We start from the raw sequence: 20,866 nt of genomic DNA, 5'->3' as shown, positions 1-20,866 counted from the left end.
GCAAATCGGGTGATGTGGTCGGATTTGTTGTTTTATAGGGCGGGAGTGGATTTGGGTAGTGAATAGTTCTGGTGGGATTTCCCCTCACCCCGGCCCTCTCCCCAAAGGGGCGAGGGGGAAAAGACGGCGCCGTACGGTTCCCTCTCCCCTGCGGGGAGAGGGTTAGGGTGAGGGGGATAATTATTGATTACCCGCCCATACCACCATCACCTTATCGCCCTTGTGCTCGCGCACGAAGCCATACCCCTCTTTCAGCGACAGCGTGGTTTGTTTGCCTTCACCGATCGCCGGATGGCGGGCACGGAACTGACCCAGCGTTTGCCAGTGGGCGACGGTTAGGGCCTGCTTGCCCGTGACGTCCTGCCAGTTCATATCTGACCGGGTACCCTGCAGCGGGTCGGAGCCTGTCGGCCCGAACGGACGTTCAGATTCATCGCCGTAGTAAATCTGCACGCTGCCCGGTGCCAGCAGGAGCAGCTCCGCCGCGCGCTGGCCTCCTTCGCGGAACAGACGCGTATCGTGTGATGAGAGATAGCTCAGCACGTTGAAGCTTTGCAGCTTCTCCGCCATCTGCTGCCAGGTGAGATCCATATCGGCCAGGCAATCCACCGCTTTTGCCGCCTGCTCCTGATAGTCAAAGTTGATCATCGCATCAAAACCGTGGCGGTAATAATCGCTTTGCATCACCCCGTGGCCCCAGGATTCCCCGGTCATCCAGAACGGTGCGTTGTCGAGCTTTTTGTCCGGGTTCGCCCCTTTCCAGGCGGCCAGCGCCTGGCTTGCCTGGTCTTTCAGCTGTTGCCAGGCCGCAAGCTCAACGTGTTTAGCCGTATCCACCCGGAAACCGTCGATGCCGTAGTCACGGACCCACTGGCTGAGCCAGTGGGTAAGGTAGTCGCGCGGGGTATATCCCTTGATGGCCTTCGCGTGGGTATCGGGCTTGTGTTGGTAAAAGTTTGGCAATCCGGAAGGCGTCGTGGATTCCGTTTTCAGATCCGGCAGAAATGCCAGCGACATGGTTAAATCATCGAAGCCGGGGTTATCGTAATCACCGATGTCGGTGCGGATCCACTTTTTACCCCACCATTTTTCCCATGCGGCTTTGTCGCTAAAGTTGATGTAGTCGTTAAAGCTGTGCCAGGTCTGGCCTGCGCCCGGCTTCCAGTCCGTCCAGCGTTCTCCCAGCGTCTTTTTCAGCTCATCACCCTGCAGGTACAGGGCACCAAACTGATATTCCTGCATGTCTGCCAGCGTGGCATAACCAACGTGGTTCATGACGATATCGAAAAGAACGCGGATCCCGCGCTTGTGCGCTTCGTCGACAAGCTGGCGTAAATCATCTTCAGTTCCCATATTGGCGTCGAGCGTTGTCCAGTCCTGGGTGTAGTAGCCATGATAGGCATAATGCGGGAAATCACCTTTGGTTCCGCCGCCTACCCAGCCGTGGATCTGCTCAAGCGGGGAGCTTATCCAGAGCGCATTCACCCCCAGCTGCTGCAGGTAATCGAGCTTGCTGGTCAGCCCCTTCAGATCGCCACCGTGGAACGTGCCAATCTCCTGCATGCCGTCTTTATGGCGGCCATAGCTGTTGTCGTTGCTCGGATCGCCATTCACATAGCGGTCGGTCAGTACAAAATAGACGGTGGCGTTTTGCCAGCTAAACGGTGCCGGCTTGTCGGTTTCGGCGCGCTCAAGCAGCAGCAGGCCGTTACTGTTGGCGGCTGGCTGCAGGGTTATTTTTCCATTCTGCACCGTCGCCGTCTGTTTACTGTAGTAGTCGCGCACGACGGAGCCTTCCGGGAAGGTATGGCTGACGTCCAGCGTCAGCGGCTTACCGTCCCACTTCGGACACTGGCGGATGACGTTTGCAACCGGCTGTTCTGCGGCACTCTGAATCGTCAGCAGCAGGGTGGGCGTTCCGGAACGGGTATCAATCCGCATCAGGTAGTCGCCGTCGCGGAAAAGTCGCCACTGCGGCGGCGTGCCGTCACAGGGCTTGAGCGACAGCATCTCATTGAGTTTTATCGCGCCTGTGGGCTGCCAGCACGTCTTGTCAAAACTCAGCGTAAGAGGACGCGTACCCTTCGCAAGCTTTGCCTGGCTGGTGAAGACTCCGGTGCCTTCGGCGCTAAATGCGCTAAACCCCGGAGATGACCAGTCGGCATGTGCCAGTGCGGGTAACATCAGAAAGGCTAATGCGGTGCGTTTCATTCCTTTTTCCTGTCGCGGCATTTTTGACCAGTGTGCCAGCAGGCAGAGGGGAAAAACTCATCCCCTGTCGCTTTCTGCCGGGAGGATGCGTGAGGATGAGTGATCTTGCGCAAAATTAGGCAGTTATCTGCGAGAACGCACACATATTTTCGGAAATGATGTTTTTATGAGCAAGTTTCAGGTGACATAGTTTCGGAATTGGACTATTTCTATACGTGCTCTTGAAGTCTATTTTTGATATGATTTGAGATTCCGCTCTCAAATTTGTGAAAAAAATAAGGTGTTGGGATGATTACATCCGACCAGGAGACCTAATGATATCGACTCCCATTCGACGATATGGGGCTGCGATACTCATGTTACTCACCACGGCATTTTCGGGTGAGGTGCTTGCGAAGACGCACACGGATACAACGAGTAAGAAAGCCCACGTAATAAAGACGACAAGTAGTAAGGTTAGCAGTAAACAAGAGTATTCTCGCAATAGTGCAAAGAGTAGTTCACTTCCTGATTTGCGAAAATACCCTTCCGGAACACCAAGGAAAAAAGCGTTTCTCCGGACGGTAATGCCTTACATCACGAGTCAAAATGCCGCGATTACTGCGGATCGTAACTGGTTGATCTCCAAACAGTACGATAGCCGCTGGTCGCCGTCAGAACGCGCGCGTCTGAAAGATATCACGCAGCGCTACAAGCTGAGCTGGAACGGTAACACGCGTCGTGTGCCGTGGAATGCTCTCCTTGAGCGTGTGGATATCATCCCGGGCAGCATGGTTGCGACCATGGCTGCTGCCGAAAGCGGCTGGGGGACTTCTAAGCTTGCGCGTAGCAACAACAACCTTTTCGGCATGAAGTGCGTGAAAGGTCGTTGTAACAATGCCCCTGGCAAGGTTAAAGGCTATTCGCAGTTTGAATCTGTGAAAGATTCCGTCAGCGCCTACGTGGTGAATCTGAATACGCACCCGGCCTACTCATCGTTCCGTAAATCACGCGCTCAGCTGCGTAAAGCGGACCAGGAAGTGACGGCCAGTACGATGATCCACAAGCTGAAAGGTTATTCGACGAAGGGACAGAGCTATAACAACTATCTGTTCGCCATGTACCAGGATAACCAGCGCTTAATCGCCGCCCATATGTAATCTCAAAAAAACGCCTTCCACTGGAAGGCGTTTTCTTTTCTATATCAGCACCTCGCTGTGGCGATCCCGATACTCCTTCGGCGTGGTGTCATACTCTTTGCGGAACACCGAATAGAAATATTGCAGGGACGGGTAACCGCACATCTGCGAGATTTCGTTGATCGACAGTGACGTGGAGATGAGCAGGCTGCGTGCCTTTTCCAGCTTCTCAGCATGGATAACGGCATGAATGGTTTCGCCCACCTCTTCTTTGAACCGCTTCTCCAGATTCGAACGCGAAATGCCCACCGAATCCAGCACCTGATCGACCTTAATCCCTTTGCAGGCGTGGTTGCGAATATAGTGCATTGCCTGAATGACGGCCGGGTCGCTTAAGGAGCGATAATCGGTTGAGCGACGTTCTACGACGCGAACAGGAGGCACCAGCAGGCGTTGAAGCGGCAGAGATTCTTTATCCAGCAGGCGATGCAGCAGCTTCGCCGCCTGATAGCCCATCTGGCGCGTGCCCTGGGCAACGGAGGAGAGCGCCACGCGGGAAAGGTAGCGGGTCAGTTCTTCGTTATCAATGCCAATCACGCACAGCTTTTCGGGCACCGGAATGTGTAAATGTTCGCAGACCTGCAGCACGTGGCGCGCGCGGGCGTCCGTTACGGCAATAATACCGGTTTGCGGCGGCAGCGTTTGCAGCCAGTCCGCCAGGCGGTTTTGCGCGTGCTGCCAGTTTTCCGGCGCGGTCTCCAGCCCCTGATACACCACGCCGCGATACTTCTCCTGCGCGACCAGCTGGCAAAACGCGTGTTCGCGCTCAACGGCCCAGCGCTTGCCGCTGGTGGCGGGTAAACCATAAAAAGCGAAGCGATGGACGCCTTTCTCTTTTAAATGGAGAAAGGCGGCCTCGACCAGGGCATGGTTATCGGTGGCAATATAGTGGACTGGCGGATAGTGTTCGGGCGAGTGGTAGGAGCCGCCGACGCCCACGATCGGCACGTCGACGTCGGTCAGCAGTTGCTCAATGACGGGGTCGTCATAGTCGGCGATAACGCCATCGCCAAGCCAGTCTTTGATGTTCTCCAGACGGGTGCGAAAATCTTCCTCAATAAAGATATCCCACTCGGATTGCGACGCCTGCAAATATTCACCCACGCCTTCTACCACCTGACGGTCGTAGGCTTTGTTGGCATTGAATAACAACGTAATGCGGTGACGCTTTTCAAACATGGCTCACTTCCCAATTAAGTCACAATACCGTTATCAGGCCCGTCGCTTGGTGGCCGAGTCCATCCAGACTGCCAGTAAAAGAATGGCCCCCTTGACGATATACTGCCAAAACGTCGGGACGTCCATCATACTCATCCCGTTATCCAACGACGCCATGATAAATGCCCCCATCACCGCGCCCGCGACGCTGCCGATACCCCCTGCGAGGCTGGTGCCGCCAATAACGCAGGCGGCGATAGCATCCAGCTCGGCGATGTTACCGGCGGAGGGGGAACCCGCCCCCAGACGCGAGCTGAGGATCAACCCGGCGATGGCGACCATCAGGCCGTTAATGGCGAAGACCGCGAGTTTGGTGCGTTCAACATTAATGCCCGAGAGGCGAGCAGCCTCAAGGTTGCCGCCGATGGCATAAATACGGCGGCCAAACGCGGTGCGCGTGGCCATAAACATGCCGCCCAGCAGTAAAAGCGTCAGCAGCAGCACGGGGGTCGGAACACCGCGATAGTCGTTTAAAAGCCAGATGGCGCCCAGCACAATGACGGCCGTGAGCGCCTGACGTCCCACCATCGACGTGGATGCTGGCGACGCCAGCCCCAGCGCCTGACGACGCATGCGTCCACGCCACTGCCACGCGACAAAGGCCAGTAACCCAATCACACCGAGGGTAAAGCCCACGCTATCTGAGAGATAACTCTGGCCGATCTGCGACATGGCTGCACTGGTCGGGGAGACGGTAGTGCCGTTAGTGATGCCGATTAAGATCCCGCGGAAGGCCAGCATCCCTGCCAGGGTGACGATGAACGACGGCACTTTACGGTAAGCTACCCACCAGCCGTTCCAGGCTCCCAGTACCAGCCCCAATACCAGCGTGACCGCCACGGTCAGCGGCAGCGGCCAGCCGAGCCAGACGTCAAAAATCGCCGCCACGCCGCCGAGGAGCCCCATCATCGAACCAACCGACAGGTCGATTTCCGCGGAGATAATCACGAACACCATGCCGACGGCGAGAATGCCGGTGATAGCGGTCTGGCGGAGCAGGTTGGAGACGTTACGCGCGCTTAAGTACGAGCCATCGGTCATCCAGGTAAAGAACAGCATGATGACGATAATCGCCGCAATCATCACGAAAACCTGCAGGTTAAGCGCTTTTAGCCCCGCGAACGCACCGGGCGTCGGAACGGCGACTTTGATATCAGACGGATTGCTTTTCGACATGACGTTCGCTCCTTAAAGCGGCTTCCATCACCTGCTCCTGCGTCAGGTTCTGGTTAATCAGGTTGGCTTTCAGTTTTCCCTCGTGCATGACCAGCACGCGGTCGCTCAGGCCGAGCACTTCGGGTAACTCAGACGAAATGACAATGACGGCAATCCCTTGCTGTACAAGCTGATTAATCAGTTTGTAGATTTCATATTTGGCACCGATATCAATCCCGCGCGTGGGCTCATCAAGGATTAATATGCGTGGATTGAGAAGCAGGCAGCGCGCCAGAATTGCCTTCTGCTGGTTGCCGCCGCTCAGACGGCCAATGGCCAGTTCTGGTGAGGAGGTTTTGACCTTCAGCCGGGCAAGTGACTGGAGAATGCACTGCTGCTCGGCGGCATCGTCCAGGCTGCTCAACGCGCCGGAGAACCGATCGAGCGCCGCAAGCGTAATGTTTTTTCCCACCGCCATAACCGGCACGATGCCGTCTTTTTTGCGGTCTTCCGGCACCATGGCAATGCCGCGGGCGATCGCCTGCTGACAGTTGTCGATTTTCACCGGCTGGCCGTCGATATAAATCGTGCCCTCCCAGCGCCCTGGCCACACGCCAAACAGACACTGTACGGCCTCCGTGCGCCCGGCGCCGACTAACCCGGCGATACCGAGGATTTCGCCGCTGTGCAGAGAAAACGAGACGTTATTCACACGCTTGATGTGGCGGTTAACGGGGTGCCACGCGGTCAGATTTTCCACGCGCAGCACTTCATCACCTTTGGTGTGAGGCTCATTCGGGTAGAGCGCCGTCAGCTCGCGGCCCACCATCATGGTGATGATGTCATCTTCGCTCATGCCCGCGGCTTCACGCGTGCCGATGTGCTGCCCGTCGCGGATCACGCAGATGGTGTCCGAAATGGCTTTAACCTCGTTCAGCTTGTGTGAAATATAGATGCAGGCGATGCCGTGATTTTGCAGGTCGCGGATGATATTGAGCAGAACCGCAGTTTCCTGCTCGGTGAGCGAGGCCGTTGGCTCATCAAGGATCAGCAGTCTGACCTGTTTATTGAGCGCTTTCGCGATTTCGACCAGCTGCTGTTGCCCGAGGCCCAGATCCCCCACGCGGGTATCCGGTGAAATGTTGAGGCTCACCTGCGCCAGCAGCTTTTCGCAGCGGAGCGTCATGGTGTCGTAATCCAGCACGCCGTGGCGGGAAATTTCGGCCCCGAGGAAAATGTTCTCCAGCACGGTGAGATGCTTCACCAGCGCCAGCTCCTGGTGGATGATGGCGATGCCTTTGCGTTCGGTATCGCGGATGTGTGTCGCCTGGATAACTTCACCGGCAAAGACGATTTCGCCTTCGTAGCTGCCGTGTGGGTAGATCCCGCACAACACTTTCATCAGCGTCGACTTGCCCGAACCGTTCTCACCGCACAGCGAAATCACTTCGCCGGGGTTCAACCGGAGGCTGACGTTGTCGACGGCTTTCACCGTGCCGAAGCGTTTGGTGATGCTTTTCATTTCAAGTAAATAAGGCATAACTGCTCCACATAACCCGAGGGAAGAACAGTACAACGTGATGCGCCCCCGCAGAGCAGGGGCCGCGCCGGATTACAGTTCGCTCTTCTTGTGGAAGCCGTCTTTAACGACGGTGGCGTCAATGTTCTCTTTGTTGACTTCAATCGGTGTGAGCAGGCGAGCCGGAACGTCTTTCAGCCCGTTATTCAGCGTTGCGTCTGCTTTAGGTTGCTTACCGTTGCCCAGCTCTACAGCGATTTCCGCCGCCGTATTGGCAAGCTCGGTAATCGGTTTGTAGACCGTCATGGTTTGGGTGCCTGCGATAATGCGTTTTACGCCAGCCAGATCGGCATCCTGTCCTGAAATAGCGACTTTACCGGCCAGCCCCTGTGCACTCAGGGCCTGGATAGCACCGCCTGCGGTGGCATCGTTGGAGGCCACAACCGCATCAATTTTGTTGTTGTTGGCCGTCAGCGCGTTTTCCATAATCTTCAGCGCGTTTTCTGGCAGCCAGCCGTCGGCCCACTGATCGCCGACCACTTTAATTTTCCCGTTGTCGATATACGGCTTAAGGACTTTCATTTGTCCTTCACGGAACAGTTTGGCGTTGTTATCCACCGGAGAGCCGCCCATCAGGAAATAATTGCCCTGAGGCACTTTGTCGATCAGGCTTTGCGCCTGTAATTCCCCGACTTTTTCATTGTCGAACGAAATATAATAATCAATGTCCGCATTATTAATCATGCGGTCATAGGCCAGCACTTTTATGCCTTCCTGTTTGGCTTCTTTCACCACGTTACTTAATACCTGGCCGTTATAGGGGATAATGACCAGCACATCGACGCCACGGTTGATCATATTCTCGATCTGCGACATTTGTGTTTCTTCGTTGCCGTTAGCCGACTGAACAAACACGCTGGCGCCGAGGGATTCTGCTTTTTTAACAAAAATATCGCGATCTTTTTGCCAGCGCTCCAGACGCAGGTCGTCAATCGCCATGCCAATTTTGACCTCTTTGGCATGTCCTGCAATGCTTGCAAGGAGGAGCGTAGTGCAGAGCGTTAGAGTCAGGTTCTTTATCTTCATAATTATTAGGCCTTTTTGTAGGGGTATGTGTTGCTGAGATAAAAGAAACATTCACTGCTGAGACGCAGCAAATTTTTAACGCGGAAAGACGGGCTGGCAATTACAGATTTTTATCTTCCCATTATGATATTTGGTTTATTTCTGAATTTATGACCGCGATCGGATTTTAAAATACGTAACGTCTTAATTACATTTGATTCTGGAATACGCGCCGAGAAATAGTTTGTCTGCGCATTATTTTGCGAGCCAGCGCACAGTTGTGCATTCTCTCAATAGCAGTGTGAAATAACGTAATTGAGCAACCCAAAATGTCTATTCACTATTACTCCTGTATCAACGACTCGCCGCATACCCTGATTATGGAGCTCAATATGCAAGCTTATTTCGACCAACTCGATCGTGTTCGTTACGAAGGCCCAAAAACGACCAATCCTTTAGCATTTCGTCACTACAACCCGGATGAGCTGGTGCTGGGTAAGCGCATGGAAGATCATCTGCGCTTTGCCGCCTGTTACTGGCATACCTTCTGCTGGAACGGCGCCGATATGTTCGGCGTGGGTTCCTTTGACCGCCCGTGGCAGCAGCCGGGTGAGGCCCTTGAACTGGCGAAACGCAAAGCCGATGTCGCGTTTGAGTTCTTCCACAAGCTGAACGTGCCGTACTACTGCTTCCATGACGTGGACGTGTCACCGGAAGGCGCATCGCTGAAAGAGTATCTGAACAACTTTGCGCAGATGGTGGATGTACTGGCGGCGAAACAGCAGCAAAGCGGCGTGAAGCTGCTGTGGGGCACGGCAAACTGCTTTACCAACCCTCGCTACGGCGCGGGCGCGGCAACCAACCCGGATCCAGAAGTGTTTAGCTGGGCGGCCACGCAGGTGGTGACGGCAATGAACGCCACGCATCAGTTGGGTGGTGAAAACTATGTCCTGTGGGGCGGACGTGAAGGCTATGAAACCCTGCTCAACACCGATCTGCGTCAGGAGCGCGAGCAGATTGGCCGCTTTATGCAGATGGTTGTCGACCATAAGCACAAAATCGGCTTCCGCGGCACGCTGCTGATTGAGCCGAAGCCGCAGGAACCGACGAAGCACCAGTATGACTACGACGTGGCGACGGTGTATGGCTTCCTGAAGCAGTTCGGTCTGGAAAAAGAGATCAAAGTTAACATTGAAGCCAACCACGCCACGCTGGCGGGCCACTCTTTCCACCACGAGATCGCGTCTGCGATTGCGCTGGGCATCTTCGGCTCGGTCGATGCTAACCGCGGCGACGCGCAGCTGGGCTGGGACACCGACCAGTTCCCGAACAGCGTGGAAGAGAATGCGCTGGTGATGTACGAAATCATCAAAGCGGGTGGTTTCACTACCGGCGGCCTGAACTTTGACGCCAAAGTGCGTCGCCAGAGCACCGACAAATACGATCTGTTCTACGGCCACATTGGCGCGATGGACACCATGGCGCTGGCGCTGAAAGTGGCGGCACGTATGATTGAAGACGGCGAGCTCGATAAACGCGTGGCGAAGCGTTACAGCGGCTGGAACAGTGAGCTGGGCCAGCAAATTTTGAAAGGTCAGTTATCACTTGCGGAGATCGCGAAGTACGCTGAACAACATCAGCTGGCACCGCAGCACCAGAGCGGGCACCAGGAGCTGTTGGAAAATCTGGTCAATCACTACCTGTTCGATAAATAACAGCACGTAGGCCCGGTAAGCGTTAGCGCCACCGGGCATTTCTGTTAAAGGAGTCACCGTAATGTATATCGGGATCGATCTTGGCACATCGGGTGTGAAAGCCATCCTGTTAAGCGAACAGGGCGAGGTGTTAGCAACGCAGACGGAAAAGCTGCAGGTTTCACGTCCGCATCCGCTGTGGTCGGAACAGGATCCGGAGCAGTGGTGGCAGGCGACGGATCGCGCAATCAAAGCCTTAGGCGAGCAGCACAGCCTGCGCGACGTGAAAGCGCTGGGGATTGCCGGGCAAATGCACGGCGCGACGCTGCTCGATAGCCAGCATCGCGTGTTGCGACCCGCCATTCTCTGGAACGATGGCCGCTGTGCAGAAGAGTGCGCGCTTCTTGAGGCGCGTGTACCCACGTCTCGTGAGATCACCGGCAACCTGATGATGCCCGGCTTTACCGCGCCCAAGCTGCTGTGGGTGCAGCGACACGAGCCGGAGATTTTCCGGCAGGTGGCGAAAGTCCTGCTGCCGAAAGACTATCTGCGCTTTCGTATGACGGGCGATTTTGCCTCCGACATGTCCGATGCCGCAGGCACAATGTGGCTCGACGTGGCGAAGCGCGACTGGAGCGAGGCGATGCTGGATGCCTGCCATCTGACCCGTGAACACATGCCCGCGCTGTTCGAAGGCTGTGAGGTGACGGGCGCACTGCTGCCAGACGTTGCAGAACGCTGGAATATGCCTGCCGTACCGGTGGTGGCTGGAGGTGGCGACAATGCCGCGGGTGCTGTCGGTGTCGGCATGGTTGAGGCGGGCCAGGCGATGCTGTCGCTGGGAACGTCTGGCGTCTATTTTGCCGTCAGCGACGGATATCGCAGTAATCCCGAAAGCGCTGTGCACAGTTTCTGTCATGCCCTTCCGGGTAAATGGCATTTGATGTCGGTGATGCTCAGCGCGGCGTCCTGCCTGGACTGGGCGGCAAAACTCACCGGCATGGCCGACGTTCCGGCGCTCATTTCTGCGGCGCAGCAGGCGGATGACGCTGCGGGTACCGTCTGGTTTTTACCGTATCTTTCTGGAGAACGTACGCCGCACAACAACCCGGAAGCGAAAGGGGTGTTCTTTGGCTTAACCCATCAGCATGGCCCTGCAGAACTGGCGCGTGCGGTTCTGGAAGGCGTGGGCTATGCCCTGGCCGACGGGATGGACGTGGTGCATGACTGCGGCCTGAAACCGACGAGCGTCACCCTGATTGGCGGCGGTGCGCGAAGCCCTTACTGGCGACAGATGCTCTCGGATATCAGCGGTTTGCAGCTGGATTTCCGCACAGGAGGGGATGTTGGCCCCGCGCTCGGCGCCGCGCGTCTGGCGCAAATAGCCATTCATCCGGAACAACCGCTTTCGCAACTGCTGCCGCAGCTTACCCTTGAACAGGCGCATGTACCTGACGCGGTGCGCCATGCGCGATACGCGGAAAGGCGCGACGTGTTCCGCAAAATCTACCAGCAGCTGCTGCCGCTGATGTCGTAAATACGCTTGTCCGGGAGAGGCACGAGGATGTCCTTTTTTGGTCTGTGCGTGCCTTTATTTCCTTGCCAGTATGGTGTTACACCCACGGGCAAGGAGATTCATCATGTCACGCATTGCATTAATCAACATCGATACTCAGCAGTCATTTCACCACCGCAATTACTGGCAGGAAAGCGATATCCCTGCCTTTCAGCAGGCGATGCTGGGGCTGATTGAAGGCTGCCAGGCGCGCAATATTCCGGTTGTTGATATTTTTCATGTGGATGAAGACGGTCCCTTTACCCTGGAGAGCGGGTTTGTCAAACCGATGGCCTTTTTACGTCATCAGCCGGATGTGGTTTTCCAGAAACACGTCCATAATGCCTTCACGGATACCGGGCTCGATCGCTGGCTGCGCGAGCGTGATATCAACCAGCTGATTATCTGCGGCATTCGCACTGAGCAATGCTGCGAAACCACCGCCCGGGTGGCATCCGATCTGGGTTATGCTGTGACCTTTGTCAGTGAGGCAACGCTGACGTTTCCGATGACGTACAGGGGCATTACCCTGAGCGCAGCGGAAATTCGCCACCGTACCGAGACGGTACTTTCGGGGCGTTTTGCCGAGATTAAAACGGTAGCGGAGACGCTGGAGTCCCTGTAATGAGCATCGACGTTTGGTTCGTGATGTTGCCCGGTGTGCTGTCATTAGACATGACCGGCCCGGCAGAGACCTTTGTGCTGGCTGGCGACGCGTTTCGTCTGCATTACATCGGCCCACAAGCGGAGGTTCCGACGTCGATAGGCCTGACGATGAGCGGCATCCAGCCGTTACCGGAAAGGCTTCCTGAGGGGAGCCTGCTGGTATTGCCCGGCGTGAGCGACTCCCGCAGTCAGTTTTCGACACCACAGGCGTTACAGATACAGCACTGGCTGATGCGCCTGCAGCCGGTCATTCAGCGCCGGGATATCACGGTGATGTGCGTCTGTTCCGGAGCCTTACTGGCGGCGAAGTCGGGCCTGCTGAACAATCGGCAGTGCACCACCCACCATGACGTTATCAGCCGTTTACGCACCGCAGCTCCCACGGCGACGATTAAAGAAAACCGCATCTTTGTGCAGGATGAGAACATCTGGACCAGCGCGGGGATCACGTCTGGCATCGATCTGGCGCTGCATATGATTAACCGCCTGTGCGGTCCCGAAAAGGCGCTGGCCGTGGCGCGCGAGATGGTGGTCTGGTTCCGCCGTTCCGGTGACGATCCCCAGCTCTCCCCGTGGCTACGCTACCGCAATCATCTTCATCCGGCGATTCATCGGGCGCAGGATGCGCTCACGGCCGAGCCACAAAAAACGTGGAGCTTGCCTGATATCGCCGCGCTGGCGCACGTCAGCCCGCGCCATCTCACCCGGCTTTTTCAGTCACATTTAGGGATTAGCGTTCGCGATTATCTGGAGCAACTGCGTCTGGCGGTAGCGGAGCAGTGGCTATTGCAGGGGCGCGGCGTGGAGCAGGCTTCACTGGCGGCAGGGTTTTCCTCCCCGCGCCAGTATCATCGCGCCCGGCAGCGAAGCATTAGCTGACGAAGCGGCGAGCGTCGATTTTTTGCAGCAGCATCGACAGCAGCAGGCTGATCGCCAGCGTGGCGGCAAAAATCCAGACGATATCCAGCGCCGGCCAGCTTTTTAGCTCAATGCCTCTCGTGCGCAGCGCGTGGATCACCAGCGCGTGAAAACCGTAAATCCCGAGAGAGTGCTGCGAGATAAGACTCAGCACGGGCAGGGGACGCGCGTTCAGGGTGTTTTTGGCGAGCGTGAGCAGCGAGACGGCACAGATAAAGACCATCGGCCCGCAATACAGATACCAGGTATCGGCAAAATTGCCGCGCCACTGCAGCTCGTGCAGCGTCCCGCGTGAAATCACCGCCACCCCAGCGATAAACAGCGCCCCGCAGAGCCAGTTCAGACCGCGTTTTTGCGTATCCATCATCCCGATGGCACGCCCCAGCATGCCGTAAAGCACGTAGTAAAAAGTATCGCCGTTGATATAGAGATTGACCGGCAGCCACTCAAATCCGTCGATTTTCTGTGAGAGCGTATTCGGGTTGGCAATAATGCCAGCCACCACCATCAGGGCCAGCAGCATTTTACCGCTGACGTTTTTTACCTGGATGAGCGGGGAGACCAGATAGATAACGATAATGGCGAAGAAGAACCACAGGTGGTAGAACACCGGTTTTTGCAGCACGTATTTCAGCGATAGTCCGGCGTTTATTGAGGTGAACAGAGTGATATAGAGCAAGGCAACGGCACTGTAGAACCCCAGGCAGGCCGCGATGCGGATGAAGTGCCTCGGCTGCGCGCTGCGCTCGCCAAAAAAGAGAAAGCCGGAAATCATAAAGAACAGCGGCACGCTGACGCGCGACGCAGAGTTGAGAATATTGGCGATATCCCAGTTAACGGGGCTGATGCTGTGCGCATTCGTGACATACCAGGTCGTCGTGTGGATCATGACCACCATCAGACAGGCTATTCCTCGCAGGTTATCAATCCAGTTAATTTTTGACTGCATCAGTTCCTCGTATTCCCTGTAAATTGAGTGTGACTCCCATTGTCCAAATGTCTTCGTTTGGAAAATTCTGAGTTTTATTCCGCAGGCTTGTCGGGAGGCCACGAGATTCGCAGAATGCCGGACCATAATCTATAAAAGCGTTGATACTAAAAATAACAGCCACTGACCAGGGCGGTAATAAAAATGATGATGAAGCGTGTGGCGTCACTCTTTCTGCTGTTGATCCTGGCGGGATGCAGTGCGCCACAGGAAGCCCCTGTGCAAAAAGCGCAGCAGGGTAAAATGAGCCCGGAACGTTCACTGAATATGGAAGCGCTCTGTAAAGATCGGGCTGCTCGCCGCTATAACTCGGACGTGCAGAAAATTGATGTCACCGGCTTTGAACGTTTTCAGGGCAGCTATGAGCTGCGGGGCCATACGTCGCGCAAAGAGGGCTTTGTCTGCTCGTTTGATGCGGACGGCCAGTTTTTACACCTCTCCATGCGCTAGCCTGCTCGTATAATCAACAGCCAGACGCCGTCAGCGTTCTGGCCGGAAGGCTTATTTCCCAATTTTCCCTAAACAACCCCGTTTCGTACTGTATATCTTGCAGCCAGCGGGTATACTGGTCCCTTCCATTTAAAACCACACGTATCCAGCACGAAATACTATGCAAAAGTTTGATACCAAGACCTTCCAGGGCCTGATCCTGACCTTACAGGATTACTGGGCTCGTCAGGGCTGTACCATTGTTCAACCTTTGGACATGGAAGTCGGCGCCGGCACTTCACACCCGATGACCAGCTTACGCGCGTTGGGTCCAGAGCCAATGGCGACTGCTTATGTGCAGCCTTCCCGTCGTCCGACCGATGGTCGTTACGGTGAGAACCCGAACCGTCTGCAGCATTACTATCAGTTCCAGGTGGTGATTAAGCCATCACCCGACAACATTCAGGAACTGTACCTCGGGTCGCTGAAAGAGCTGGGTATGGATCCAACCATCCACGACATCCGTTTCGTGGAAGATAACTGGGAAAACCCAACGCTGGGTGCCTGGGGTCTGGGTTGGGAAGTGTGGCTGAACGGCATGGAAGTGACCCAGTTCACCTACTTCCAGCAGGTGGGTGGTCTGGAATGTAAGCCGATCACCGGTGAAATCACCTACGGTCTGGAACGTCTGGCGATGTACATTCAGGGCGTAGACAGCGTTTACGACCTGGTCTGGAGCGACGGCCCGCTGGGTAAAACCACCTACGGCGACGTGTTCCATCAGAACGAAGTGGAGCAATCCACCTATAACTTCGAATACGCAGACGTGGACTTCCTGTTCACCTGCTTCGAGCAGTACGAGAAAGAAGCGCAGCAGCTGCTGGCGCTGGAGACTCCGCTGCCGCTGCCTGCCTACGAGCGTATTCTGAAGGCCGCCCACAGCTTCAACCTGCTGGACGCCCGCAAAGCCATCTCCGTGACTGAACGTCAGCGCTACATCCTGCGTATTCGTACCCTGACCAAAGCCGTTGCAGAAGCTTACTACGCGTCCCGTGAAGCCCTTGGCTTCCCGATGTGCAACCGAAACAAATAAGAGGCGGCCATGTCTGAGAAAACTTTCCTGGTGGAAATCGGCACCGAAGAGCTGCCACCAAAAGCCCTGCGCAGCCTGGCTGAATCTTTCGCTGCGAACGTGACTGCCGAGCTGGATAACGCTGGCCTGGCACACGGTAACATTGAGTGGTTTGCTGCACCGCGCCGTCTGGCGCTGAAAGTGGCAAATCTGGCGGCGTCTCAGCCGGATCGCGAAGTCGAAAAACGTGGCCCGGCGATTGCCCAGGCCTTTGACGCGGAAGGCAAACCGAGCAAAGCGGCTGAAGGCTGGGCGCGCGGCTGCGGCATCACCGTTGATCAGGCCGAGCGTTTGACCACGGATAAAGGCGAGTGGCTGCTGTACCGTGCGCACGTGAAGGGCGAAAGCGCGGAAGCGCTGCTGCCGGACATGATTGCCACGTCTCTGGCGAAGCTGCCGATTCCTAAGCTGATGCGCTGGGGCGCGTCTGACGTGCACTTCGTGCGTCCGGTTCACACCGTGACCCTGCTGCTGGGCGACACCGTTATTCCGGCCACCATTCTGGGCGTGGCGTCCGATCGCGTGATCCGCGGCCACCGCTTTATGGGCGAGCCTGAGTTCACTATCGACAATGCCGACCAGTATCCGCAAATCCTGCTGGAGCGCGGTAAAGTTATTGCCGACTACGAACAGCGTAAAGCCAAAATCAAAGCGGATGCCGAAGAAGCGGCGCGCCAGATTGGCGGTAACGCCGACCTGAGCGAAAGCCTGCTGGAAGAAGTGACCTCTCTGGTTGAATGGCCGGTTGTGCTGACCGCGAAGTTTGAAGAGAAATTCCTGGCCGTACCGGCTGAAGCGCTGGTGTACACCATGAAGGGTGACCAGAAGTACTTCCCGGTCTATGCCAACGACGGCAAGCTGCTGCCAAACTTCATCTTTGTGGCGAACATCGAATCGAAAGATCCGATCCAGATTATCTCCGGTAACGAGAAAGTGGTGCGCCCACGTCTGGCGGATGCCGAGTTCTTCTTCAATACCGACCGTAAAAAACGTCTGGAAGATAACCTGCCGCGCCTGCAGACCGTGCTGTTCCAGCAGCAACTGGGTACTCTGCGCGACAAGACCGACCGTATCGCGGAGCTGTCCGGCTGGATTGCCCGTGAAATTGGTGCGGACGTTAACCACGCGACGCGTGCGGGTCTGCTGTCCAAGTGCGACCTGATGACCAACATGGTGTTCGAATTTACCGACACCCAGGGCGTCATGGGCATGCACTACGCGCGTCACGATGGCGAAGCGGAAGACGTGGCTGTGGCCCTGAACGAGCAGTATCAGCCGCGCTTTGCGGGTGACGAACTGCCGTCCAACCCGGTTGCCTGTGCTGTAGCGATTGCCGATAAGATGGACACCCTGGCGGGTATCTTTGGTATCGGTCAGCATCCGAAAGGCGACAAAGACCCGTTTGCGCTGCGTCGTGCTGCGCTCGGCGTGCTGCGTATCATCGTTGAGAAGAACCTGAACCTGGATCTGCAGACCTTGACCGAAGAAGCGGTGCGTCTGTACGGCGACAAGTTGACCAACGCGAACGTGGTGGATGACGTGATCGACTTCATGCTCGGTCGTTTCCGTGCGTGGTATCAGGACGAAGGTTACACCGTTGACACCATCCAGGCAGTGCTGGCGCGTCGTCCGACCCGTCCGGCTGATTTCGATGCGCGTATGAAGGCGGTTTCCCACTTCCGTACGCTGGAAGCGGCATCTGCCCTGGCCGCGGCCAACAAGCGTGTATCCAACATTCTGGCGAAATCCGACGAGACGCTGAACGAGCGCGTAAACGCCGCGACGCTGAAAGAGCCGGAAGAGATCGCCCTGGCGATGCAGGTTGTGGTGCTGCGCGACAAGCTCGAGCCGTACTTCGCGGAAGGTCGCTACCAGGAAGCGCTGGTGGAGCTGGCTGAGCTGCGTGACGTTATCGACGCCTTCTTCGAGAAAGTGATGGTGAACGTAGAAGATAAAGAGCTGCGTATTAACCGTCTCTCTATGCTCGAGAAACTGCGTGAGCTGTTCCTGCGCGTGGCGGATATTTCGCTGCTGCAGTAATGTATCCGCTGTTACACATGCTAAAAACCCGCTTCGGCGGGTTTTTTTATGGGTCTTTTGTAGGCCGGATAAGCGCAGCGCCATCCGGCAGGTTTAGCCGATCTCGATTGTGCCTTCGTCTGTCTGCAGCCAGCGCGGTGCCTTCAGCGTATCAGCAAAGTAGCTGACCAGCTCGCACAGCAAATCTTCCATCACGATTTCAGATTGTCGCGGCAGTGAGCCGTTCATCAGCATCTGCGTAAGCTCCTGACAGTAGCGCCCCAGCTGATCGCACTCGGGTTCAAAAGCCGGAACGCGTGACGGGAGTTCCTTCACGGTCAGGCTGGCTTTTAAAGCGTCCGGAATAGGTTCCAGAAGCGTGGGTTGCAGAAGATTCAGACAGGCATAAAGTCTGCCGTAAAGCGCCATTTTTGGGGCGGGTTCTTCGCAATCTACCAGTGCGTCGGTAAAACGTTCGCAGTTATCCGCCAGTTCGGTGAAGTCGGTGGCGTGGTTGAAGGGCAGGGTGAATAAAGAATGAGCTTGGGTTGGGGTAGTAGCCATATTGGCAGCCTCCGATAAGTGATAAAGCTTCCACCACCGGAAATGCTAACTTCGCTGGTGGTGGACTGAACAGAGTTAGCATTACCGGCCTTATCGGATACCGGCGCATCTTTCGATGCCCCTGCTCAGCCCACCATTGAGATGTAGCAAAGCATGCTGCACATAATGTGCCGCCGATAAGATAAGCCAGGATGCTAAACCCGGCACCTGATTTTGCAGGTGCAAAGAGAACTTACTGCTCATCAAGACAGGCGGCAATAGATTTGAGCTATGCCACTGAGGATATTACCATTTCTGGAAAGAGACTCGCAAAATTACCGCAATGAAAAGCATACTGCGGGCAGAGGTCTTACAGCGACGCTATGGTCCGGCTTTAAATCGCTGAGGCGTTTCCTGCAGGCCGGGGCGAGGCGCATGGATGCGCCGAGAGGGCGGGCTTTACAGGGATGTTACCTCCGCCCGTCCCCGATAAGCCGGAAGGAATAAGCCGAAGGTACCGCGTAGCGGCGATTTACCGCCGGGAGCCCGGGTAGCCAGGGTGGTGGCGACTGAGCCACCCTGGCACGTTCACGGGTATTGTCGTTACAGAGTAGCAAGGAACATAAAGTGAACGGAATGACCACCAGAGCCGTATGCTCCCCCTCACCCTAACCCTCTCCCCAAAGGGGCGAGGGGATTGTTCACTGCTCGCATTAATTTGTGGGGATCCCTCAGCCCAAAGGGAGAGGGTGTATAAGTCGCCCAAAATTTAACCTTGAAATGGTCAACCCATTACCGCTATCCTTATCCCGTTAACTTTCTCGCGCTGGAGCGCCCCCCAAAAATGAACAAACACGACTGATGAATTTCGATCCTTGCTAAACGCTACCGCGTCGGCAGGGGATGTTTTGATTTCATTCAGGAGTGCTATGGCTCATTTTGCGCAGTCCCCTTCTTTTATTTTGCATCAGGTCACCTGTCAGTTTCCGACGGGCGATATTCTTTTTGGTCCGCTGAATCTCACGCTGGAACCCTCCCTGTGCGCGCTGGTTGGCCGCAACGGCAGCGGGAAAACGCGTCTGCTGCGTCTGCTGGCGGGGATGGACGAACCGGCTACCGGTCATATTGAACGCTTTGGCTCGCATGCCTGGGTGGCGCAGCAGCACGCTATTTCTCCGCAGACGGCGCTGGCTGAACTGCTCGGGTATGACGCGATTTTTAAGGCGCGTAAGCGCATCGACAGCGGCGATTACCAGCCTGACGATCTGGCGTTGCTCGATGGCCACTGGGATGTCGCTGAGCGCCTGGGCGAGGCGTTTATGAATGCGCAGCTCCCACCGTTTGATCCGGATAAGCCCGCCATTGAACTCAGCGGCGGCGAGCGCATTCGCGCCCTGCTGTGTGGGGCGTTTACGGCGAAAGCGGATTTCCTGCTGCTGGACGAACCCACTAACCATCTGGATCGACAAGGCCGGGCGTGGTTCTACGACCAGTTGAGTCGGTATCAGGGCGGAGTACTGGTGGCCTCCCATGACCGTGAGTTACTGGCTCAGGTACCCCGTATCCTTGAGCTGAGCGCCTCGGGTCTGCGCAGCTACGGCGGGAATTATGCGGATTATCAAACCCAGCGCGATGCCGAACAGCAGGCGGCCCGCGCGGCGCTGGAGCATGCTGCAACCGAGCGAAAACGCACTCGGGTACGCATGCAAAAAGAGCATGACGACAGCCAGCGGCGTTCGGCAAAGACATTGCGCACCGTCGATACCCTGAATATCGCGTCGTTCGAGCGGGTCAAATATAAAGGCGCGGCAAAGGAGCGGATCGGCTCCTGGAAAAAACAGCACAGCGAGCAAAATGAAGCGCTGAACGCCGCGGTTAACAAGGCGCGTGAACGCGTTGAAGACGATAACCCGGTCATGTTCACCCTGCCGGGGAGTCAGATCCCGGAGGGGAAGCAGGTATTGGTGCTGGAGGATCTGGTGCTGCCGCATGTGCCTGTTCCTCCGCTCAACTGGCGGATGGATGGACCGATGCGCGTGGCGTTAAAGGGGCCGAACGGCTGCGGAAAATCGACGCTGTTAAAAACCCTCCTCGGCGAGATTGCTCCCCGTTCGGGTACCTGTAAGGTATCCGTCAGCTGCGCTTATCTCGATCAACATCTGTCCCGGCTCGATCTTTCGCAGTCGGTCATGACGCATCTCAACCTGAATCATACGCCTCTGGAAGAGGGGGTATTGCGAACCCGTCTGGCGCAGCTTCAACTGGGAGCTGACAAAGTGATGCTCCCGCTGGCGGAGCTCAGCGGCGGCGAGCGTCTTAAGGCCGCCCTGGCCTGCGTGCTGTGGCGCGCGGAGTCCACGCAGCTTCTGCTGCTGGATGAACCGACCAACCATCTGGATCTGGCCTCGGTCCAGGCCATTGAAGCCGCGCTGGCCGGTTTCCCCGGGGCTCTGCTGGTGGTATCACACGATGAGGCTTTTCTAAGAGGATTAACATTAACGCATGAGCTGGTGTGGGAAGAGGCGGGCTGGCGTTGTGATAGCCTTTAAAACACAAGCCCCCGCAAAGGCGGGGGC

At 56.3% G+C, this 20,866-nt stretch carries 16 protein-coding genes and 1 pseudogene; 9 read left to right on the top strand and 8 right to left on the bottom strand.

The features are described from left to right. Positions 1-180: 180 nt before the first annotated feature. Positions 181-2,211, bottom strand: a complete 2,031-nt coding sequence (locus AC0TN7_RS05280) for an alpha-amylase (protein ID WP_473701895.1) — start codon at positions 2,209-2,211, stop codon at positions 181-183. 314 nt (positions 2,212-2,525) lie between these two features. On the opposite strand from AC0TN7_RS05280, the gene AC0TN7_RS05275 reads away from it, so the two are divergent. Then, on the top strand, positions 2,526-3,350 hold the full coding sequence (locus AC0TN7_RS05275) for a protein bax (protein WP_032645431.1): 825 nt from the start codon (positions 2,526-2,528) through the stop codon (positions 3,348-3,350). Positions 3,351-3,389: 39 nt separating this feature from the next. Here AC0TN7_RS05275 and xylR read toward each other — a convergent pair whose 3' ends face one another. The 4 genes from xylR to xylF all read right to left on the bottom strand — a co-directional run bounded on the left by xylR (position 3,390) and on the right by xylF (position 8,367). Beyond that, on the bottom strand, positions 3,390-4,568 hold the full coding sequence (gene xylR / locus AC0TN7_RS05270) for a D-xylose utilization transcriptional activator XylR (protein ID WP_021242460.1): 1,179 nt from the start codon (positions 4,566-4,568) through the stop codon (positions 3,390-3,392). A gap of 33 nt (positions 4,569-4,601) precedes the next feature. Then, positions 4,602-5,783: a xylose ABC transporter permease XylH gene (xylH, locus tag AC0TN7_RS05265; RefSeq protein ID WP_473701894.1), complete on the bottom strand. Its 1,182-nt coding sequence runs from the start codon at positions 5,781-5,783 to the stop codon at positions 4,602-4,604. Next, entirely contained in the window at positions 5,761-7,302 is a 1,542-nt protein-coding gene (locus tag AC0TN7_RS05260; RefSeq protein WP_407859302.1) for a xylose ABC transporter ATP-binding protein, read from the bottom strand. Before AC0TN7_RS05260 ends, xylH begins: the two co-directional genes overlap by 23 nt. A 72-nt stretch (positions 7,303-7,374) precedes the next feature. After that, positions 7,375-8,367, bottom strand: a complete 993-nt coding sequence (gene xylF / locus AC0TN7_RS05255) for a D-xylose ABC transporter substrate-binding protein (protein ID WP_024909065.1) — start codon at positions 8,365-8,367, stop codon at positions 7,375-7,377. A gap of 371 nt (positions 8,368-8,738) precedes the next feature. On the opposite strand from xylF, the gene xylA reads away from it, so the two are divergent. From xylA to AC0TN7_RS05235, 4 genes are all read left to right on the top strand, one after another. After that, entirely contained in the window at positions 8,739-10,061 is a 1,323-nt protein-coding gene (gene xylA, locus AC0TN7_RS05250; protein WP_090420479.1) for a xylose isomerase, read from the top strand. 61 nt (positions 10,062-10,122) lie between these two features. After that, positions 10,123-11,577, top strand: coding sequence for a xylulokinase (gene xylB, locus AC0TN7_RS05245; protein ID WP_024909067.1), 1,455 nt, complete (start codon positions 10,123-10,125; stop codon positions 11,575-11,577). Between the two features lie 103 nt (positions 11,578-11,680). Further along, the gene (locus AC0TN7_RS05240) at positions 11,681-12,220 is read left to right on the top strand and encodes an isochorismatase family protein (protein WP_463727243.1); all 540 of its coding nucleotides are present in this window, start codon (positions 11,681-11,683) and stop codon (positions 12,218-12,220) included. Beyond that, a complete protein-coding gene (locus AC0TN7_RS05235) occupies positions 12,220-13,140 on the top strand; it encodes a GlxA family transcriptional regulator (RefSeq protein ID WP_024909069.1) in 921 nt (306 codons plus the stop codon). Before AC0TN7_RS05240 ends, AC0TN7_RS05235 begins: the two co-directional genes overlap by 1 nt. Here AC0TN7_RS05235 and AC0TN7_RS05230 read toward each other — a convergent pair. Beyond that, complete coding sequence (locus AC0TN7_RS05230; RefSeq protein ID WP_024909070.1) at positions 13,133-14,128, bottom strand: acyltransferase; 996 nt, start codon at positions 14,126-14,128, stop codon at positions 13,133-13,135. The two genes, AC0TN7_RS05235 and AC0TN7_RS05230, sit on opposite strands and share 8 nt — an antisense overlap. Before the next feature lie 183 nt (positions 14,129-14,311). Between AC0TN7_RS05230 and AC0TN7_RS05225 the strand changes: the two genes are divergently transcribed. The 3 genes from AC0TN7_RS05225 to glyS all read left to right on the top strand — a co-directional run bounded on the left by AC0TN7_RS05225 (position 14,312) and on the right by glyS (position 17,768). Next, on the top strand, positions 14,312-14,617 hold the full coding sequence (locus AC0TN7_RS05225) for a YsaB family lipoprotein (RefSeq protein ID WP_024909071.1): 306 nt from the start codon (positions 14,312-14,314) through the stop codon (positions 14,615-14,617). A 160-nt stretch (positions 14,618-14,777) separates the two neighbouring features. Next, on the top strand, positions 14,778-15,689 hold the full coding sequence (gene glyQ / locus AC0TN7_RS05220; protein WP_003860141.1) for a glycine--tRNA ligase subunit alpha: 912 nt from the start codon (positions 14,778-14,780) through the stop codon (positions 15,687-15,689). Between the two features lie 9 nt (positions 15,690-15,698). After that, complete coding sequence (glyS, locus tag AC0TN7_RS05215) at positions 15,699-17,768, top strand: glycine--tRNA ligase subunit beta (protein ID WP_024909072.1); 2,070 nt, start codon at positions 15,699-15,701, stop codon at positions 17,766-17,768. 93 nt (positions 17,769-17,861) lie between these two features. Here the strand turns inward: glyS and AC0TN7_RS05210 are convergent, their stop codons facing one another. Both AC0TN7_RS05210 and AC0TN7_RS05205 read right to left on the bottom strand, forming a co-directional pair. Next, positions 17,862-18,239, bottom strand: coding sequence for a hypothetical protein (locus tag AC0TN7_RS05210; protein ID WP_473701929.1), 378 nt, complete (start codon positions 18,237-18,239; stop codon positions 17,862-17,864). Next, positions 18,200-18,379, bottom strand: a pseudogene (locus AC0TN7_RS05205) (hypothetical protein); the annotation flags it as partial. The pseudogene AC0TN7_RS05205 and the gene AC0TN7_RS05210, both read right to left, overlap by 40 nt. Before the next feature lie 840 nt (positions 18,380-19,219). Here AC0TN7_RS05205 and AC0TN7_RS05200 point away from each other — a divergent pair. Further along, the gene (locus AC0TN7_RS05200; RefSeq protein ID WP_473701893.1) at positions 19,220-20,839 is read left to right on the top strand and encodes an ABC-F family ATP-binding cassette domain-containing protein; all 1,620 of its coding nucleotides are present in this window, start codon (positions 19,220-19,222) and stop codon (positions 20,837-20,839) included. Positions 20,840-20,866: the final 27 nt, after the last annotated feature.

The organism is Enterobacter sp. PL_is511 (assembly GCF_055816065.1).
The sequence above is the reverse complement of the archived record's forward strand: the minus strand, read 5'-3'. Positions and strand labels throughout refer to the sequence as shown.

Coding starts and splice junctions, on each gene's coding strand:
- AC0TN7_RS05280 (WP_473701895.1), bottom strand. CDS start 2,211: ATGAAACGCACCGCATTAGCCTTTCTGATGTTACCCGCACTGGCACAT.
- AC0TN7_RS05275 (WP_032645431.1), top strand. CDS start 2,526: ATGATATCGACTCCCATTCGACGATATGGGGCTGCGATACTCATGTTA.
- xylR (WP_021242460.1), bottom strand. CDS start 4,568: ATGTTTGAAAAGCGTCACCGCATTACGTTGTTATTCAATGCCAACAAA.
- xylH (WP_473701894.1), bottom strand. CDS start 5,783: ATGTCGAAAAGCAATCCGTCTGATATCAAAGTCGCCGTTCCGACGCCC.
- AC0TN7_RS05260 (WP_407859302.1), bottom strand. CDS start 7,302: ATGCCTTATTTACTTGAAATGAAAAGCATCACCAAACGCTTCGGCACG.
- xylF (WP_024909065.1), bottom strand. CDS start 8,367: ATGAAGATAAAGAACCTGACTCTAACGCTCTGCACTACGCTCCTCCTT.
- xylA (WP_090420479.1), top strand. CDS start 8,739: ATGCAAGCTTATTTCGACCAACTCGATCGTGTTCGTTACGAAGGCCCA.
- xylB (WP_024909067.1), top strand. CDS start 10,123: ATGTATATCGGGATCGATCTTGGCACATCGGGTGTGAAAGCCATCCTG.
- AC0TN7_RS05240 (WP_463727243.1), top strand. CDS start 11,681: ATGTCACGCATTGCATTAATCAACATCGATACTCAGCAGTCATTTCAC.
- AC0TN7_RS05235 (WP_024909069.1), top strand. CDS start 12,220: ATGAGCATCGACGTTTGGTTCGTGATGTTGCCCGGTGTGCTGTCATTA.
- AC0TN7_RS05230 (WP_024909070.1), bottom strand. CDS start 14,128: ATGCAGTCAAAAATTAACTGGATTGATAACCTGCGAGGAATAGCCTGT.
- AC0TN7_RS05225 (WP_024909071.1), top strand. CDS start 14,312: ATGATGATGAAGCGTGTGGCGTCACTCTTTCTGCTGTTGATCCTGGCG.
- glyQ (WP_003860141.1), top strand. CDS start 14,778: ATGCAAAAGTTTGATACCAAGACCTTCCAGGGCCTGATCCTGACCTTA.
- glyS (WP_024909072.1), top strand. CDS start 15,699: ATGTCTGAGAAAACTTTCCTGGTGGAAATCGGCACCGAAGAGCTGCCA.
- AC0TN7_RS05200 (WP_473701893.1), top strand. CDS start 19,220: ATGGCTCATTTTGCGCAGTCCCCTTCTTTTATTTTGCATCAGGTCACC.